Raw genomic sequence first — 17020 nt, forward strand, 5'->3', positions numbered from 1 at the left:
GGACTTAAAGATTATGGATAATCACCAGCAACCAATTCGTTTGCATCATCGCCTGCTTAGCTGGGCAATCAGCGCCATGCTGGCAACCCAGCCGCTGCTGCCTGCGGTGGCCGCAAGCCTGACGCCTTCAGTACCGGGAACGCAGATCGACAAGGCGGGTAACGGCGTGCCGGTGGTGAATATCGCCACGCCAAACGGGGCGGGGATTTCCCATAATCAGTTCAAAGATTATAACGTCGGCAAAGAGGGGCTTATCCTCAATAACGCCACCGGGCAGCTGAATCAGACGCAGCTGGGCGGACTTATCCAGAACAACCCTAACCTGAAAGCGGGCAAGGAAGCGCGCGGTATCATTAACGAAGTGAACGGCGGCAACCGCTCCCAGCTTCAGGGCTACACCGAAGTGGCGGGCAAAGCGGCGAACGTCATGGTCGCCAACCCGTACGGCATCACCTGCAATGGCTGCGGCTTTATTAATACGCCAAACGTCACGCTGACCACCGGCAAGCCGGTGTTTGATGCGGCAGGTAATCTGCTGGCGCTGGAGGTGAAGCAAGGCGCGATTACCGTTGAAGGGAAGGGTCTGAACGTCAGCCAGTCGGACGCGCTGTCAATCATCGCCCGCGCCACGGAAGTAAACGCGGAAATCTACGCCAAAGATTTAAATGTCATCGCTGGCGCCAACCGCGTTGGGGCAGATGGCAAAGTCACGGCGATAGCCGGAGAAGGCGCTGCGCCTGCCGTGGCGGTCGATACAGGCATGCTGGGCGGTATGTACGCCAACCGTATTCGCCTGGTTTCCAGTGAAAAAGGCGTGGGCGTTAATCTGGGTAGCCTGAATGCGCGCCAGGGCGATATCTCGCTTGATACCAGCGGAAAGCTGACGGTTAAAAATAGTCTTGCCAGCGGCAGCCTGGCGGCGAAAGGCGAGTCGGTTACGCTTACCGGGGAACATAAAGCCAGCGGGCCAATGACCGTGAACGCGCAGAGCGACGTGACGCTGAGCGGCGCTCAGCTTGCCAGCGACAAGGATATTACTCTTGGCGGCAGCGGCAAAATGCGGATTTCGGGCAGCCGTCTTACCGCCGGGAATGACATCAAACTTTCCGCACGGGATTTGGCTCAGGACGGCACCAGCATGGGCGATGCTGCGCGAGATATCCGCGTTGCGGCAACAGGATCTGCGTCCACGCAGGGCAAGCTGACCGCCGGGCGCGATCTTACGCTTAGCGGCGGCAGTCTGACCAACAGCGGGGCGCTGACCTCCGAAGGCAACATGCAGCTCCAGGGCGGCCAGATAGCCAGTAGCGGCCTGTTACAAAGCGGCGGCACCGCAACGTTAAAGAGCGTTCAAACGACGATAGGCGGGGCGGTCAGCGGTGCGAAGGGACTGAACGCACAGGCCGATACCCTGACTACCGCAGCGCAAGCCCAGCTCCAGACGGACGGAGCCATGAATCTTGCGGCGCGTCAGGCCGCGCTGAACGGTACTCAGGCTGCGAAAGGGGCGCTGACGGTAACGGCAGACAGCCTTCAGCACAGCGGCAAAAGCAGCGCGGCCACGGTTGCCCTGAACGGCAAAGCCATCGTTAACGGCGGAACGATTGTCTCCCCGGCGCTGACGATAAGCAGCGATAGCCTCACCAACAGCGGGCTGCTACAGGGCAGCCGGATGCTGAATCTCGTCACGGTTCTGCTGACTAACCAGCGCGGCGGGACAATTGCGACGGATGGCAGCCTGACGCTGGCCGTGCCGGAACTGAATAATACCGGGTTAATCACCATCGGCAACGACCTCAACCTGAGCGGCAATTCGCTGACCAACGGCGGTGAAATCAACGCTGCGAATCTGACGTCAAAGGTGGCGAATCTTTCTAACCTGCAAAATGGATTACTGCTGGCGGATGGCAGCCTGGTGCTTGCCGGGAAAAGACTGGATAACGCGGGCCAGCTGGCGGCGGATAAACAGAGCCTGAGCTTTGACAGCCTCAACAACCAGGGCGCAATTCAGGGGAACCACACGCTTTCCCTGACGGCAAAAGAAATCAGCAATAAGGGAACGCTGCTAGCTGGCGGAGACTTGACGGTTGCCGCAGATGCATTGACCAACAGCGGCACATTGCAGGGAGGCAACCTGCTGACGCTGAACGTGGCGGCTTTAAATCATCTGGACGGCGTGCTGCTCAGCGGCGGCAACCTTAACGTTCAGGCCACAAAACTGACCAGCGCCGGGTTAATGCAGGGTAAAACCCTGAACCTGGCGACGGGCGACTGGATAAACACCGGCAACGTCCTTAGCGAACAAACTGCCAGCCTGTCAGTCAGCAATCGACTGAATAACAAGGGCAAAATCCTCGGTCAGCATGACGTAAATTTAACCGCAGCCTCGCTTGATAACAGCGGCTGGCTGATTGCCAAAGTGGCGAACTTCCACGGCGATTTAGTTAATAGCGGCCTGCTTCAGGGCAGCGATAGCCTGGAGCTTAGCGGCGGCACGCTGGCAAACAGGACTGACGGGCAGCTTATCAGCGGCGGTGGGCTAAATCTGGCGCTCGTCAGCCTGGAAAACGAAGGCCTGCTTCAGGTCAACGATGCTCTTTCCCTTAGTGGGGAAACGTTCACCAATCGCGGCAGCATTTTGGCTAATACCCTTAGTGTGGACTTAAGTGGAGCGCTGGAAAACCTGGATAGCGGGCAGCTTATTACCCGTAACGATGCCAGCTTTGCTCTGGGTTCGCTGAATAATAGCGGCGTACTGGCGGCAGATGGATTAAGCCTGCGCAGCGGCAACACCAGCAACGGCGGCGTGATTCAGGGGGTAACCTCTCTTGATATTAACGGCCAGCGGCTGGATAACCAGGCCGCCGGGAAAATCCTCAGCGGCGGCTCGTTGAAGGTGAACAGCGGCACGACGTCCAATGCGGGCACCTGGCAGGGGAAAACGATCGAAGCCGATCTGGCGGCGTTGACAAACACGGGGGCGATAAATAGCCTCGACTGGTTAACCGGGCGGATCGCCGGGGATCTCAGCAATAGCGGCCAACTCTGGAGCCAGGGAGATCTTTCCCTTGATGCAACTGGCCTGAACAACAGCGGTAAAATCGTCGCTAAAAATCTGGCTTTGTCTGCTAATTCGCTGCTTAACGACGGGCTGTGGCAGGGAGCGGAGAAGCTAACTGTCATCGGCAATACGCTGATGACCGGTTCCAACAGCCGCACGCTGGCGGGCGGCCTGCTAAGCCTGAACGCCGGGCAGCTTAGCACCAGCGGCACGCTCCAGGGGCAGAACACGAAGGTAACGGCGGGAAGCTGGCGTCACGAAGGTTCGCTGTTCGGCCTGAGCGGACTAAATGCAAATGTCACCGGGACGCTAAATAACGCAGGGGAACTGCTCAGCCACGGCGATATGCAGATTAATGCCCAGGCTTTGGCCAGCAGCGGCTCCCTTCTGAGCGAAGGAGATATGCACCTTGCGGGCAGCTCGCTGGTGAATAAAGGGGCTTTGCAGGGCAAAAACCTGACGCTGAACCAGGCGAACATCAACAACAGCGGTTCGGCAATTGGCCTTGAATCCCTGACTCTGGAAGCCAGACAGGCGCTGGCGGCGAGAATGCGCATGGCCGCCCCGCTGTTGACGCTGATCAACGGCGGGCAGCTGCTGACCGATGGCACGCTGACGGTAAACGGCGGGGACATCACCAACGCCGGCTCATGGCAGGGGCAGCGGGTGCTGCTTGCCGCGCAGAGCCTGCAAAACAGCGGAGCTATTCAAAGCGCTGATGCGCTACAGATGACGCTGGCCGGGAACCTCACCTCTGCGGCTGGCAGCAAAATTACCGCCAGCGGCAATGCGGTGCTCAGCGCCCTGAGCCTGACTAACCAGGGCCAGTGGCTGGCTAAAAATCTCACCCTCAAAGGCGGCAGCCTCTCCAACGGCGGCGAGATTAGCGGCGTGAAGGATCTGGCCGTCGCGCTCAGCGGGGCATTCACCCAGCAGCAGGACAAAACTCTGCTGACCGCCGGGAAACTGGCGCTCGAAGCCGCCTCGGTAGATAACCACGGGCGTATCCAGGGGGCAGAGCTTGGCGTTAAGAGCGGCAGTTTGGTCAACAACGGTCGCTTGCAGGGCGATAATGCCCTGACGCTAAACCTGACCGGAGAGTTAAATAACGGCGCAGCGGGAAGCATCCTCAGCCAGAAAGACCTCACCGTTACCGCACCTTCGCTAATTAACTACGGCATCATTCAGGGCGGCACCGCCGCTCGCCTCAGCGGTATGAATACCGCCCGCAACGACGGGAGAGTGCTTGCAGGCGGCGAGCTAACCTTCACCAGCGGCTCTTTAATCAACAACGGCTGGCTTCAGGCTGGCCAGCTGGTGCTGAACGCCACAACGGCAATTAACAACGGAACGCTTCTCGCGGAGCAGCAGGGCACGATAGCCGGTAACAGCCTGGCGAATGTGGGCCTGGCTCAGGCTAATAACCTGACGGTGAACTATCGGCAGCTAGCCAACGGCGGCACCGTGCTGGGTAAATCAGGACTGAACGTTACGGTCGGCCAGGTAAATCATCAGGCCGCCGGGAAGCTATTCAGCGGTGGAAACCTGACGCTGACCAGCGCGGGATTAGATCAGCTGGGCCAGATCGTGGCGCTGGGCAATCTGACGCTGAAGCTGACCAATGCTTTCACCGTTAAAAACGTACTTGCCGCAGGGAACGCGCTTTCGGTCAGCAGCGACGGTGCCATCACCAATGACGCCGTGATGCAGGGCCAGGCCGTTAATCTGGCCGCAGGCGGCGAATTGACCAATAACGGCCAAATCACTACCGGCAGCGGAGCCAGCACGCTGTCGGGCAGCCAGATTGCGATGAATGCAGCAGGCACATTACAGGCGGGCGGCGACGTAGCGCTAAACAGTCGCGGCGATATAACAGTAGATGGATTCCTCGGCACGGCAGGCAGCCTGACGCTTAACGCAGCCGGGAGCCTGTTGAACACCGCGCTGCTGTACGCCGGGAATAACATGTACCTGCTGGCGAACAGTATCAAAAACCAGCGCGGCGATATTCTGGCGGGCAACAGCCTGTGGCTGCAGCGCGATATGGCGGGCAATGCCAACGCCGAAGTAGTGAATACCTCCGGCAGCATTGAGACGCAGCGCGGGGATATTACGGTTAAAACCGGGCATTTGCTTAATACAAGAGAAGGTCTGTCGGTCAAAGAAACGACTACACCGGGAATGGCTTTTCCTGGGTTAGGTGATACGACCCTGAATGTGCATTATTCACTTTTGCCAACGGGAAGTTATGGTTATTACACGACCAATCATCAAGAAGAAGCCACTCACTGTGGAGGAGCTGATGGTGGTTGTACTATCTGGGATATAACAACATATTACTACGCACCATTTGAGGAATACGCTACACAAAAATTTGCTCTAAGCCAGACCAGCGTAGAGGTTTACAGTACTGGAGGAGCGGGCCGTATAGCATCTGGCCAGCATCTGAATATTACGGCTGGCTCATTGGAAAACCAGGCCAGCAATATATTGGCTGCTAAAAATATTATGTTGCAGGGGACACAGCTGAGTAATCAAAGCTGGGAGAGCGGAACAGCAACAAATTCCCTTGTTTATCAATATGGTAATGGTTCAAATACGCAACCAGGATACGCAACTAACGTCCTCCCGGAAAATGGATTATCCAATAAGAACAATAACTACAATAAATATAAGCAACTGCTCAGCTTCTATCTGGTAGGTCGTGAAACTACCCATGAAGCTGGCGAAATCTACCGTTCCGTAATCCAGGCGGGCGGCAATGTCGTCGCTAACTTCACCAGCGATATCAGCAATACTACCACTACGGCCAACGCAGGCGGCGTCAGCAATACCATTACCGCCCCAACCCTGAATACCTTTAGCAACCAGTCTATTAGCGGTGGCGTACAGAAACAGAATCTTGCTAACGCCGATAAAGCAGCCGTTGGCTCCCCACAGTGGAACGACCAGTTGCAAAACGCGCTGCAACAAATCAACGGCGGCAGCGGCCTGGAGAGTTCTGGCGGTCATCTTGCCGGGCTGGATAACTATGCTGTGAACGGCTCGGGCAATGCCAGTCTTGGTAGCGCCGCGTCGCTGGAAAATGGAGCTTCTCAAGGCGCGAATTTGAAGGATCCTCAGCAGCATCAAAGCAGCGGCGTGGACACCAGCGCCTGGCCGTTGCCATCCGGTAATAATGGATATTTCGTTACCGCCACCGATCCTGACAGCCCCTATTTGATCACCACCAACCCTAAACTGGATGGCCTGGGTCAGCTGGATCAAAGCCTGTTCGGCGATCTGTATACGCTAATGGGCATGAAGCCCGGCAGCGCTCCGCGTGAAACCAATAGCACTTATACCGACCAGAATAAATTCCTCGGCTCGGCGTACTTCCTCGACCGTCTGAACCTGCACCCGGAATACGATTACCGCTTCCTTGGCGATGCAGCATTTGATACGCGCTACGTGAGCAATTACGTGCTTAACCAGACCGGCAGCCGCTATATCAACGGTATCGGTTCCGATCTGGACCAGATGCAGTACCTGATTGACAGCGCGGCGCAGGCCCGGAGTTCGCTCGGCCTGCAGTTTGGCGTGGCGCTCACCGCCGCGCAGATAGCTGCCCTCGACAAGAGCATTATCTGGTGGGAAGCCGCCACGGTGAACGGCCAGACGGTGATGATACCGAAAGTGTACCTGTCGCCAAAAGACGTGACGATTAACCACGGCAGCGTGATTGCGGGCAATAACGTCTCGCTCAGCGGCGGCAATATCACCAACAGCGGCAGCACCCTGACCGCAAACAACAACCTGAGCCTCAACGGCCAGAACAGCATCAGCAACCTGAACAATGGTCTGATGAACGCGGGCGGCAACCTGCAGCTGAACGCGCTGGGTGATATCAACAATATCGGCTCGACCATTGCCGGAAAAACCGTTGCGCTCGAAAGCCTGGACGGCAGCATCAGTAACATCACCCTGACGGATACATGGAGCCTCGGGGGTGGAGGCAAATACGGGAACGTCGGCATGTCCGGCACCACGCTGGGCAACACGGCATCCATCACCTCTCTCGATTCGCTGAGCCTGAGCGCGGGCCAGGATATCAATATCACCGGCGCGAACGTGGCCGCCGGAGGCAACCTGCTGATGGATGCGTGGGGCGATATCGCGGTCACGGCGAACCAGGTGACCAGCAGCTACAGCCAGTCGGGCTTCCGGGGCAAAAATGCGACGAGTAACTCCTCCACGACCAGCCAGGGTAGCACCATCACCGCAGGCGGTAGCATGGGGATGCAGGCGGGCAACGACCTGACGTTTGCAGCCAGCGCGGTGAACGCGGGCGGCAATGCGACGCTCATTGCAGGCAACGATCTGAACCTCAACGCGGCGCAGACCAGCGAAAGTGCGAGCAGGGGTAAAAGCGAATCCCACAGCACCGGCGTGGATCGCACCACCATCAGCAGCGGCGGTGACCTGACCCTTGCCGCAGGCCGGGACATCACCAGCCAGGCGGCAGGCATTGCCGCAGAAGGCGATGTGGCGATGCAGGCGGGGCGGGACGTGAATCTGAAGGCGCAGGAAACGACAGAAGGGAACAGTTACACCGCGAAGAAAAAAGTCGAAATCAACGAGTCGGTCCGCCAGCAGGGTACGGAAAACGCCAGCGGCGGTAACACCACGATTGTGGCCGGACGCGATATCAATACCGAAGCCGCACAGGTTACCGCCAGCGGCGATATCGGCTTGGGTGCAGGGCGCGATATCAATCTGGAAACAGCCACGGAGAGCGATTACCACTTTAAGGAAGAGACAAAGACTAAAAAAGGCTTCCTCAGCAAAAAGACCACTCATACCGTTGAGGAAGACAGCGCCACGCGTGAAGCGGGCACGCTGTTAAGCGGCGATAACGTCACCGTGTCGGCGGGCAACAACCTGCTGGTGAAAGGCTCTTCGGTGGTTGGCGACGGCGATGTTTCCCTGTCCGCAGGCAATAACGTGGATATCGTGGCGGCGACCAATACAGATTCCACATACCGCCTGAAGGAGACCAAAAAGAGCGGCCTGATGGGCACCGGCGGCATCGGTATCACCATCGGCAGCGCCAAATCCCGCTCCGAAATGAACGAGGACGGCACCACCCAGAGCCAGAGCGCAAGCACGGTTGGGTCAACGGGCGGCAACGTCAGCATCAGTGCGGGCGGCCAGGCGCATATCGGTGGCTCCGACCTGATTGCGGGCAAAAATATGTCGATAACCGGCGACAGCGTGGTTATCGACCCCGGCCATGACAAACGTACCCGCGACGAGTCTTTTGAGCAGAAGAATAGCGGGTTGACGCTGGCACTTTCCGGCGTGGTAGGGAGCGCAATTAACAGCGCTGTCAGCGCGGCGCAGTCAGCCAAAGATGAAAGCGATAGCCGACTGGCGGCCCTGCAGGCCACTAAGGCTGCGCTGTCCGGCGTTCAGGCTGCACAGGGGGCAGAACTGGCCCAGGCAAGCGGAGACCCGAACAATGGCATGGGCGTGAGCCTTTCCCTGACCACGCAGAAGTCCAAATCAGAGCAGCATCAGGTATCGGATACGGTCAGCGGCTCCACGCTAAATGCGGGTAACAACCTCGCTATTACCGCGACCGGAAAGGGTCAAAGTAACCACAGCGGCGATATCGCCATTGGCAGCAGTCAGCTCAAGGCGGGTGGTGACACCACGCTTGATGCAGCTAACGATATCCTTCTGCTGGGCACAGCAAATACCCAGCAAACCTCCGGCAAGAACAGCAGCAGCGGTGGCGGGGTGGGGGTCAGCATCGGCGGTGGTTCGAACGGTGCCGGCATCAGTATCTTTGCGAACGTAAATGCCGCGAAAGGAAAAGATAAGGGCAACGGTACCGCCTGGACGGAAACCACGCTGGACAGCGGCGGCACGATGACCATCAATAGTGGTCGCGACACGGTGCTGAACGGTGCGCAGGTCAGTGCCGACAAGGTTATTGCGGATGTGGGACGCGACCTGCTGATAAGCAGCCAGCAGGACAGCAACGACTATAACTCAAAGCAGACCAGCGTGGCGGCAGGCGGGAGCTTCACCTTCGGGTCGATGACCGGCTCGGGGTACATCAGCGCCAGCCAGGATAAAATGCGCAGCGAGTACGACTCTGTCGTGGAGCAGAGCGGAATTTACGCGGGTCAGGGCGGCTTTGATATTACGGTCGGAAATCACACGCAGCTTGATGGTGCGGTGATTGCGTCTACCGCCACGGCGGATAAAAACCACCTTGATACCGGTACGCTGGGCTTTACGGATATTCACAACGAAGCGGACTTTAAAACCGAACACAGCGGCGTGAGCCTGAGCGGCGGCGGGAGCTTCGGGGGCGACCAGTTTAAAGGCAACATGCCTGGCGGCGTGATTTCAATGGCCGGTAACAGCGGCCATGCGGAAGGCACCACACAGTCAGCGGTGGCAGACGGAAGCATCACCATCCGTGACAAGGAAAACCAGCAGCAGAATGTGACGAGCCTGAGTCGTGACACGGAGCATGCCAACGACAGTATCAGCCCGATATTCGACAAGGAGAAGGAGCAGAAGCGGCTGCAGACCGTGCAGGCTATCAGCGAGATTGGTGGACAGGCGGCGGATATAGCCCGGACGCAGGGCGAGATTAATGCGACAAAAACGGCAAATGAGAAGATGCAGAGCGTCACGCCGGAAGAGCGGAACGCGGCCCGTGCGCAGTGGCAGAAGGAAAACCCGGGTAAAACACCGACCGAAAAAAATATTAACGACCAGATTTATCAGGGGTACTACACCCAGGCGTTTAACGACTCCGGTTTTGGCACGGGCGGCAATGTGCAGCGCGGAATTCAGGCTGCGACGGCAGCGCTTCAGGGCCTTGCCGGTGGTAATATAGCGGGTGCGCTGGCGGGGGCATCGGCCCCGGAGCTGGCCCATCTGCTGAAAGCGACAGAGAAGGACCCGGCGGTTAATGCCATTGCCCACGCCATACTGGGTGGTGCGGTAGCTATGGTTCAGGGAAATAATGTAGCGGCAGGAGCCGCCGGGGCAGCTTCGGCAGAGCTTGCCGCCAGAGCGATTATGGCAGCCCTGTATCCGGGTAAAACGGCCGGTCATCTGACAGAAGAAGAGAAGCTGACCGTGAGCACCCTGGCCACCATCTCGGCAGGTATGGCGGGCGGGATCGCGGGAGACAGCACATCCGGCGCAGCAACAGGGGCGCTTGCCGGGAAGAATGCGGTTGAGAATAATGCGCTGGCAGTACCTGTTCCCGTCCCGCCACCGGTAGCTGGCTCTCAGGGAACGGCAGGAAGTGGTTGCTACGGTGCTTCTGTATGTATCACAACGAAACCGAACGGTAGTGTTGAGGAGACCCCACCTATCACTGATGGCCCGTCAATCGTTGAAGCACGAGATGAGGCAGCAAAAGTACGCGATCCCAATGTGGCGAAAGATCTGACGGATGCGGAGAAGGCGGAGCTGGGTGGCTCAGATTCGGGAACACCTGGCGGCTGGGAGCCGCAGGACGAAGAGAATGCGAGGAATAATGAAAGCGCTTCTCAGCAGAATAAAGTCAACTTTGATGCCGCGAAGGATCGCTACCCTAAACAGTATGAACAGTACAATAAACTACCAGATAAAAATCTGGAAAAAGCAATCTCTAAGCATGATAAGCAAATAGCAGAGCATCAGGGATACTTGAATGATCCTGTAAAACGCTTGGAACATGTACCTGATTGGGAAAATCTAAGCTCACAGCATCAAGAAAATTTACTTCATCATTGGCAACAGGATGTAAATAGGCATGAGTCATATAAAACTATTGCTGAAGGTATTTTGAAAGGTAGAAATAATGGAATTTAATGAATATGAGGCGCTGGTTGTTACTTTAGGAGAAGCTTTGAAGGAGCTTGCTGAAGAAGCAAAGACCAAGAAAATTTCAGCATTAGGGACAGATAGCGAAGACTTCCAAACAGGTTATTTATCTGCTTTTCATCGAGTCATAACCTTAATTCAGCAACAAGCTGATATATACGATGTTCCGTTAGAAAAGTTGGGCCTGGATAAGATAAAAGAAACAGACCTTATCTAGCAGAAAATCCCGCCCTTGCCCGGCGGGATCTTTTTATTATCCGTCACTCAACTGGCCGTATCACAATCTGCCCGTGCTCAACGGCTACCGTAACTGGGGTATCGGTCCCAAACCCCGCTTCGGCCAGCCAGTTCCCCTTAAGGTGAATACAGGGGCTGCGGCTGTAATACGTGGTCATGCCGGTACGGCGGTTTTCGTGACGAATGCTGGTATACCCCACCTTCATTGTGCCGTAACGCTTTGGAAATACTCACTTCTGGCTTAGTATCGTGCTCAGCCATAATCAACTCCTTGTCAGTTGGTTGTGGTCAGCGGGCTGCTGGTGTTATCCGCACCTTCAGCCCGCGTTCAAAAATCTTCTTTAGTCGTCCGTTCCGGTCTGCTGTGCCTGGGCTATCTGACTGTAAGGCGCTGTTCCTAGCGATGGACGGCGTGGCGGGCCTGACGGCGGGCGGTATTACCATGGCGGTGGTGCCGTACCTGAGAGCGGCCGGTATCGAAAAAGGGAGCTGCCACCTGTTCCGCCATGCGATGGCCACACAGATGCTGGAGAACGGGGCGGACTTACACTGGATACAGGCGATGCTGGGGCACCGGAGCGTGGAGAGCACGCAGATATACACGCAGGTGAGTATCCGGGCGTTGCAGGCGGTGCATGCGAGCACGCATCCGGCAGAGCAGCGGGAGGATGAATCTCTTAACGTGGTGGAGAAGAAGTAATGATAAGGTATATACTCTGTCAGTACTTAAGCAGACGTGAGGAAAGGATCATGCCGAAAGAAGCGGTGTTCACGATGAAGCTGGAAAACTCCCTGCGGGAAAGCTTCATCGCAGCGGCAAAAGCCAGCGACAGACCGGCCTCTCAGGTGATGCGTGAACTGATGCGGGACTATATCCAGCGTCAGAACGACAGCCGGGCCTACGATGAGTATGTGGCGCAAAAAGTCCAGAAGGGGCGGCAGTCCATCCGTTCGGGTACGGGAATGGATAATGAAGATGTTAAAAAGCTGTTCGCAGAACGTCGTGCAAAGCTGGCAGGTAAAATGTGAAAGTACGCTGGACAGATGAAGCACTCCAGGATCGTCTTGCTATCTGGGAATATCTGGCAGAAAGAAACCCGATAGCCGCTGTTGAACTGGATGAGCGGTTCGACGAGTTGGCCGAAAGACTGACAGAACATCCTCTGCTGGGTGCCATCGGACAGATAGCTGGACCCGTGAACTGGTGCCACACGAGCATTACCGGCTGGTCTACGAGCTGGACGAAGCAAGAGAAACAGTGTGGATAGTGACGTTGATCCACACCGCCCGTAGCTGGCCTCCGGTATCGGCGGACACTCCGTAAGCCGTCTGTGAGCTGAGTTGTCTGTGCACGGCAGAGCGTGCCGTCCCTGGCGCGATCTGCCTTCATCGGGTTGGGTGCCGCGCGGGGTAAATGGCCGTCCGGTGGCGGAAGCCATCTGCAATATACAAGTCCACGGTGGCCGCAGCCCGGCCATTGACCATAATGCAGGAGATTATACGCACTCTCGCGCCCACCTCAGCAGTTCACAAAAACCCTCCATGCGCTCGTATGCGTCTAATCTGCATTATGGCGAGCGCCGCCGCTTGTGGCAGTGGGTGCAGGCCGCCGTCCTTGGCCATAGCTAACGGAATGGTTAAAGACAATAAGCTGACCAAGCTAAATAATCGCGATGTGTACCGCGGGCAAGATGGAAATCTTTATGCTCTGGATACGCAACATGGGCGGTTTGAAGTTGTGACATCAAAGGGTAAACATTTAGGTGAGGTTGATTTCTCTATGCAAAAAATACCTAACAGCATTGATAAATCAGGCGGCCATGATTTGAAGGTGAAATAATGAAATTAATTGATTATAAAAATAAATCCATAAAGCGAGGCTCAGTCTTTAGATTACCGGCTGTGTGGCCTTATGAAGCATGGGTGGATTTTATGGTTATTGATTTATTTGATACTCACGGTCTGGTTGTTTCCTCAGGACATAAAGCAGGTTTAATCTTAGTATCTTTACCTACTGAGAGTGGTTCAACTGAAGGTCGGGCATTAAGTACTGAATGGGTTATCAATAACTGGGCAGAATGGATTTATCCCGAATGTGATGTTGAAAATGTTCACATTCTTGATGAATATGTAGCTACTCCCATTGAGTAAATTGATCCCGGCCCTCGGGCCGGGATTTTACTTTCAGCTGTCAGTCGCGGCCTCGCTTCAGGCAGTCATAGCGATCCCGGTTAATCACCGGAATATCCCCGGTATCAGCGCGGAAGCCGCCGGAACCGGGGCGCAGGCCGGGAAGAATGCGGTTGAGAATAATGCGCTGAGTGACATTGCGTAGGCGCAGTCTGAAGGCAAAACGCTGGAGCAGAAGGCCGGTGAGTACGTTGAGGCCGAAAACGAGCGCTATAAGAAGGCAAACTGTAGTGGCATGAGCACCGAAGCCTGCTCGGTGAAGATGTACGAAGAGCGGCGTGAAGCGTTGAAAGATACGGTGTCACTGGGCGCTGACTTCGTGCCTGTCGTGGGTGATATCAAAAGTTTTGCGGAAGCGCAGTCGGCTCTTGATTATCTGGCTGCGGCTGTCGGGCTGATACCAGGTGCAGGTGATGCGGCAGGTAAGGCCATCAAAGCAGCAGAAACGGCGCTGAAGAAAGGTGATGTGGCTGAGGCTTCACGGCTAATTAATAAGGCCAGTTCTGAAATCTCAGCAAAAACACCCACTGGTTCAAAAGGTAACCCGCTAAACGTCATTGATGGTTCAAATAAGCCAGCGATAATAAATAATCGTGATTATTCCAGCCATTCTTTGGATCGTATGCAACGTCAGGGTATTACACCAACCGCAGTAGAAAATACAATACGTCCAGAAAATGCAGTAGTAGGGAAAAGACCAGGAACAACAGCATATTACGATGTAAAAAATAATATAACTGTAATTACTGATACCAAAAGTGGAACTGTTGTTACCGTTGATTATGGGAAAATAAAGCAATGATCTTACTTTCTGATATGAAGTTAAGTGAATATGATCAACGCCAACTTGCTTTGATGGAAGAAACGTTGAGCTTATATTCATCGGATAAAATGACACTTAAAAAATTGATCGATAATCTGGAAGGCTTATTATTTTGTTTGCAATCCGTTGATATTGAATGGAAAAATGAATTCCATGAGCATTGGTTTGTTTTAGAACAAGTTTATGCGGTTGCATCATTTAGAAATGAAAGCATCGATCCTGATGATCCTGATATCCAAGAGTCTCTAAAGCAACTAAGACGCTTATTAAAAGATTAATCTTGAAATCCCAACCTCTCGCGGTTGGGATTTTACTTTATCTACCAGTCAGTCACCGTCTCATCGCTGCGGCTTGCTGATCACCTCGATCAGATCCGTCACCTGGCGCTGCTTGCGGGCTGAAAGCTTACAGACCTTCCTGAGCGTCTGCATAATCTCCGGCTCAGGCGGCGGTGGGGGTAATGGCTCTTCGGCGGTGAGCACCAGGCAGCCGGGCATCACCCGTACCTTCAGTGGCGTCCCGGTCTCAAACCCCGCATCATCCAGCCAGACGCCTTTAAGCGTGATGGAGGTGGCCCGGTTATGCGTCTTCCAGTCGCGGATATAACCCACGGTATAGCGACGGGTTTTTAGCTCCGGCGCTTCAGTTGTGACAACTTCTGGCTTAGTATCGTGCTCAGCCATAATCAACTCCTTGTCAGTTGGTTGTGGTCAGCGGGCTGCTGGTGTTATCAGCACCTTCAGCCCGCGTTCAAAAATCTTCTTCAGTCGTCCGTTCCCGCCTGCTGTGCCTGGGCTATCACCGCGTCCAGCATCTGTGAAACCAGCTTCTGCTTACTCTTTGGTAACTGACCGATCATCTGGATCTGCTGTTCCAGTCGTGAGGCCGGGCCTCGCTTGCGCGGGGCGTTCTCTGCTTCCTCACCCAGCAATCCCTCCAGCGAAACCGAAAGGAGCTTCGCCACAGCGGGAAGTATCGGGATCTGTATGCGTCTTCTGCCTGCTTTCCAGGACTGTACCGCCTGCTGGGAAACGCTAAGGGCTTCAGCCATCTGTACCTGAGTCAGCCCGGCATCCTTACGCAGGGCGCTGATGCGGTTCCCTAACTCCGTCATAAATACCTGTTCTTCACTGCTGATTGATGCGGCCATCGTCGGTTTTATCCGTGTTACCTGTGACTTGATGACCATAATCTGCCTCCTGTTTTACATCTTACTGTTGTAAATACTACCTACTGTGGTATATGCTTTTCGAGTTATTTTTACTGAAACCCTATTGACAGGTTTTTAAGGGAGCAGCGGTATGAAAGGCAGAATGACCCCGGAAGAGCTGGAAAGGCTGAAATGTGAGGTGTCGCTGGTTACGGTGGCCGGATCACAGGGCCATATACACCCAGGTCAGTATCCGGGCGTTGCAGGCGGTACACAGTTCGACGCATCCGGCGGAGCAGCGGGAGAACCCGGAGCCGGACGCCGCCCGGGAGTCGCCGGAGCGACCGTAAGCTCTCTGTAAGCCGGGTTGTTCGCTCTGCCTTCATCCGGTTGAGTGCCGCGCGGGGTAAATGGCCGCGCAGCGGCATGGACGTTGTGCAACATGTTCGTACTGTGTGGCCGCTGTTCGTCCATTAACCATAATGCAGGAGATTATACGCACTCCCGCCGTTCCCCTTCTTAATCCCCATGTACCGCGTTGTGCGGCGGTTATGCGTATAATCTGCATTATGGCGTGCGCCGCCGCGTGTTACATCGGGTGCAGGCCGCCGTCCCTGGCGGCTCCGGCCTCATCATCGTGTTCAGCAAACGGCCAGGCGTTGTCGGCCGTTGGCCTCCACTAAAAGCGTTCATGCCCGCCCGGTGTCGTCTGTCTGCGCCGGGTCGTGCCACGCGGTAAAGAAGCGTGTCACTCCCTGCCGTCTCGCCAGCTTCCACTTCCCGCCCCGGTCCGTGTGGTCATGCAAAGACAAACCCCGGTCAGGCAGGCGTGCATCAGAGCGCCGTTCCGGCACTTGCGGGCCTCGCCAGCCCGCGCCCGGCAGGCGGCTCACCGTGTCACAGACAAGCTGTGACCCGGCTCCCGCCGTGCTGAAAAGGGGTAATGACAGGTGACGTGATGTTGTTAAAATGCGGCTCAGGTTAACGCGGGAAAGCGGGATGAGGCAGATAAGGAAGGTGTTGTGCTGGCTGCTGTGCGCGGTGATGCTCGCCGGGGCGGTAGCGTGTTCAGGTGAAAAAAGCGCGTCGGGGAAAAAAGTTGCGGTCCCGGAAGTGCAGCAGGGAAAAAGGGTTGTAACCCACGAAAAGGACAGGGAAAAAGGGGTTGCAGTCGGGGAGGGCGCAACGGATAAAGTTGTTGTTGAGAATAATGCGCTGGCAGTACCTGTTCCCGTCCCGCCACCGGTAGCTGGCTCTCAGGGAACGGCAGGAAGTGGTTGCTACGGTGCTTCTGTATGTATCACAACGAAACCGAACGGTAGTGTTGAGGAGACCCCACCTATCACTGATGGCCCGTCAATCGTTGAAGCACGAGATGAGGCAGCAAAAGCACGCGATCCCAATGTGGCGAAAGATCTGACGGATGCGGAGAAGGCGGAGCTGGGTGGCTCAGGTTCGGGAACACCTGGCGGCTGGGAGCCGGGAGACGAAGAGAAAGCACGAAACAATGAAGCGCACAATGCAGCAAACGGCAAGAACCTTAATGCTGAATTAACCGGGAAGAAATTGCTAATGGTCACGCCTTTGATAAGCATGTTGTTACGCAAAATGAATTCGCTGATTTGGGTATAAAAACCAAGGAGCAGTTTGCCCGACATATAGAAAGTGTTGTTAAAAACCC

At 55.6% G+C, this 17020-nt stretch carries 14 protein-coding genes and 2 pseudogenes; 13 read left to right on the top strand and 3 right to left on the bottom strand.

The genetic code is table 11. The features are described 5' to 3' along the window. The first annotated feature begins 13 nt into the window (after nucleotides 1-13). Both E2L00_RS12560 and E2L00_RS12565 read left to right on the top strand, forming a co-directional pair. Nucleotides 14-10927 carry a hemagglutinin repeat-containing protein gene (locus E2L00_RS12560; protein WP_236127733.1) on the top strand — a complete coding sequence of 3638 codons (10914 nt, stop codon included), beginning with the start codon at nucleotides 14-16 and terminating at the stop codon, nucleotides 10925-10927. Continuing rightward, on the top strand, nucleotides 10917-11156 hold the full coding sequence (locus tag E2L00_RS12565) for a hypothetical protein (protein ID WP_167611987.1): 240 nt from the start codon (nucleotides 10917-10919) through the stop codon (nucleotides 11154-11156). The genes E2L00_RS12560 and E2L00_RS12565 overlap by 11 nt, the downstream gene beginning before the upstream one ends. 43 nt (nucleotides 11157-11199) lie before the next feature. Here the strand turns inward: E2L00_RS12565 and E2L00_RS21620 are convergent, their stop codons facing one another. Continuing rightward, on the bottom strand, nucleotides 11200-11376 hold the full coding sequence (locus E2L00_RS21620) for a SymE family type I addiction module toxin (protein WP_338031925.1): 177 nt from the start codon (nucleotides 11374-11376) through the stop codon (nucleotides 11200-11202). A 179-nt stretch (nucleotides 11377-11555) separates the two neighbouring features. Between E2L00_RS21620 and E2L00_RS12575 the strand changes: the two are divergent. From E2L00_RS12575 to E2L00_RS12610, 9 genes and pseudogenes are all read left to right on the top strand, one after another. Continuing rightward, nucleotides 11556-11876: pseudogene (locus E2L00_RS12575) on the top strand (tyrosine-type recombinase/integrase); the annotation flags it as partial. Nucleotides 11877-11926: 50 nt separating this feature from the next. Further along, complete coding sequence (locus tag E2L00_RS12580; RefSeq protein WP_167611990.1) at nucleotides 11927-12205, top strand: CopG family ribbon-helix-helix protein; 279 nt, start codon at nucleotides 11927-11929, stop codon at nucleotides 12203-12205. Beyond that, on the top strand, nucleotides 12202-12444 hold the full coding sequence (locus E2L00_RS12585; RefSeq protein ID WP_420808850.1) for a type II toxin-antitoxin system RelE/ParE family toxin: 243 nt from the start codon (nucleotides 12202-12204) through the stop codon (nucleotides 12442-12444). Before E2L00_RS12580 ends, E2L00_RS12585 begins: the two co-directional genes overlap by 4 nt. Before the next feature lie 79 nt (nucleotides 12445-12523). After that, nucleotides 12524-12805: a hypothetical protein gene (locus E2L00_RS12590; protein ID WP_167611993.1), complete on the top strand. Its 282-nt coding sequence runs from the start codon at nucleotides 12524-12526 to the stop codon at nucleotides 12803-12805. Further along, the gene (locus E2L00_RS12595) at nucleotides 12792-13016 is read left to right on the top strand and encodes a colicin E3/pyocin S6 family cytotoxin (protein WP_236127734.1); all 225 of its coding nucleotides are present in this window, start codon (nucleotides 12792-12794) and stop codon (nucleotides 13014-13016) included. The genes E2L00_RS12590 and E2L00_RS12595 overlap by 14 nt, the downstream gene beginning before the upstream one ends. Beyond that, nucleotides 13016-13327, top strand: a complete 312-nt coding sequence (gene imm45 / locus E2L00_RS12600; protein ID WP_167611996.1) for an Imm45 family immunity protein — start codon at nucleotides 13016-13018, stop codon at nucleotides 13325-13327. The genes E2L00_RS12595 and imm45 overlap by 1 nt, the downstream gene beginning before the upstream one ends. 1 nt (nucleotide 13328) lies before the next feature. Then, the gene (locus tag E2L00_RS21800) at nucleotides 13329-13511 is read left to right on the top strand and encodes a VENN motif pre-toxin domain-containing protein (protein WP_268903907.1); all 183 of its coding nucleotides are present in this window, start codon (nucleotides 13329-13331) and stop codon (nucleotides 13509-13511) included. Between the two features lie 90 nt (nucleotides 13512-13601). After that, nucleotides 13602-14168 (top strand): hypothetical protein, encoded by a 567-nt coding sequence (locus tag E2L00_RS12605; protein ID WP_236127735.1) that lies wholly within the window; start codon nucleotides 13602-13604, stop codon nucleotides 14166-14168. Further along, nucleotides 14165-14467, top strand: coding sequence for a hypothetical protein (locus tag E2L00_RS12610; RefSeq protein ID WP_167611999.1), 303 nt, complete (start codon nucleotides 14165-14167; stop codon nucleotides 14465-14467). The genes E2L00_RS12605 and E2L00_RS12610 overlap by 4 nt, the downstream gene beginning before the upstream one ends. Before the next feature lie 60 nt (nucleotides 14468-14527). On the opposite strand, the gene E2L00_RS12615 is transcribed toward E2L00_RS12610, so the two are convergent. Together E2L00_RS12615 and E2L00_RS12620 are read right to left on the bottom strand one after the other, a co-directional pair. After that, nucleotides 14528-14872 carry a SymE family type I addiction module toxin gene (locus E2L00_RS12615; RefSeq protein ID WP_167612003.1) on the bottom strand — a complete coding sequence of 115 codons (345 nt, stop codon included), beginning with the start codon at nucleotides 14870-14872 and terminating at the stop codon, nucleotides 14528-14530. A gap of 80 nt (nucleotides 14873-14952) precedes the next feature. Then, nucleotides 14953-15378: a helix-turn-helix domain-containing protein gene (locus tag E2L00_RS12620; protein ID WP_236127736.1), complete on the bottom strand. Its 426-nt coding sequence runs from the start codon at nucleotides 15376-15378 to the stop codon at nucleotides 14953-14955. A gap of 194 nt (nucleotides 15379-15572) precedes the next feature. On the opposite strand from E2L00_RS12620, the pseudogene E2L00_RS21625 reads away from it, so the two are divergent. Together E2L00_RS21625 and E2L00_RS21630 are read left to right on the top strand one after the other, a co-directional pair. After that, a pseudogene (locus E2L00_RS21625) lies at nucleotides 15573-15689 on the top strand (site-specific tyrosine recombinase XerC); the annotation flags it as partial. 649 nt (nucleotides 15690-16338) lie between these two features. Next, on the top strand, nucleotides 16339-16971 hold the full coding sequence (locus tag E2L00_RS21630; RefSeq protein WP_236127737.1) for a hypothetical protein: 633 nt from the start codon (nucleotides 16339-16341) through the stop codon (nucleotides 16969-16971). Nucleotides 16972-17020 lie beyond the last annotated feature (49 nt).

Origin of the sequence: Cedecea colo (assembly GCF_011808225.1) — a bacterium.
GTDB classification, from domain to species: Bacteria; Pseudomonadota; Gammaproteobacteria; order Enterobacterales; family Enterobacteriaceae; genus Dryocola; species Dryocola colo.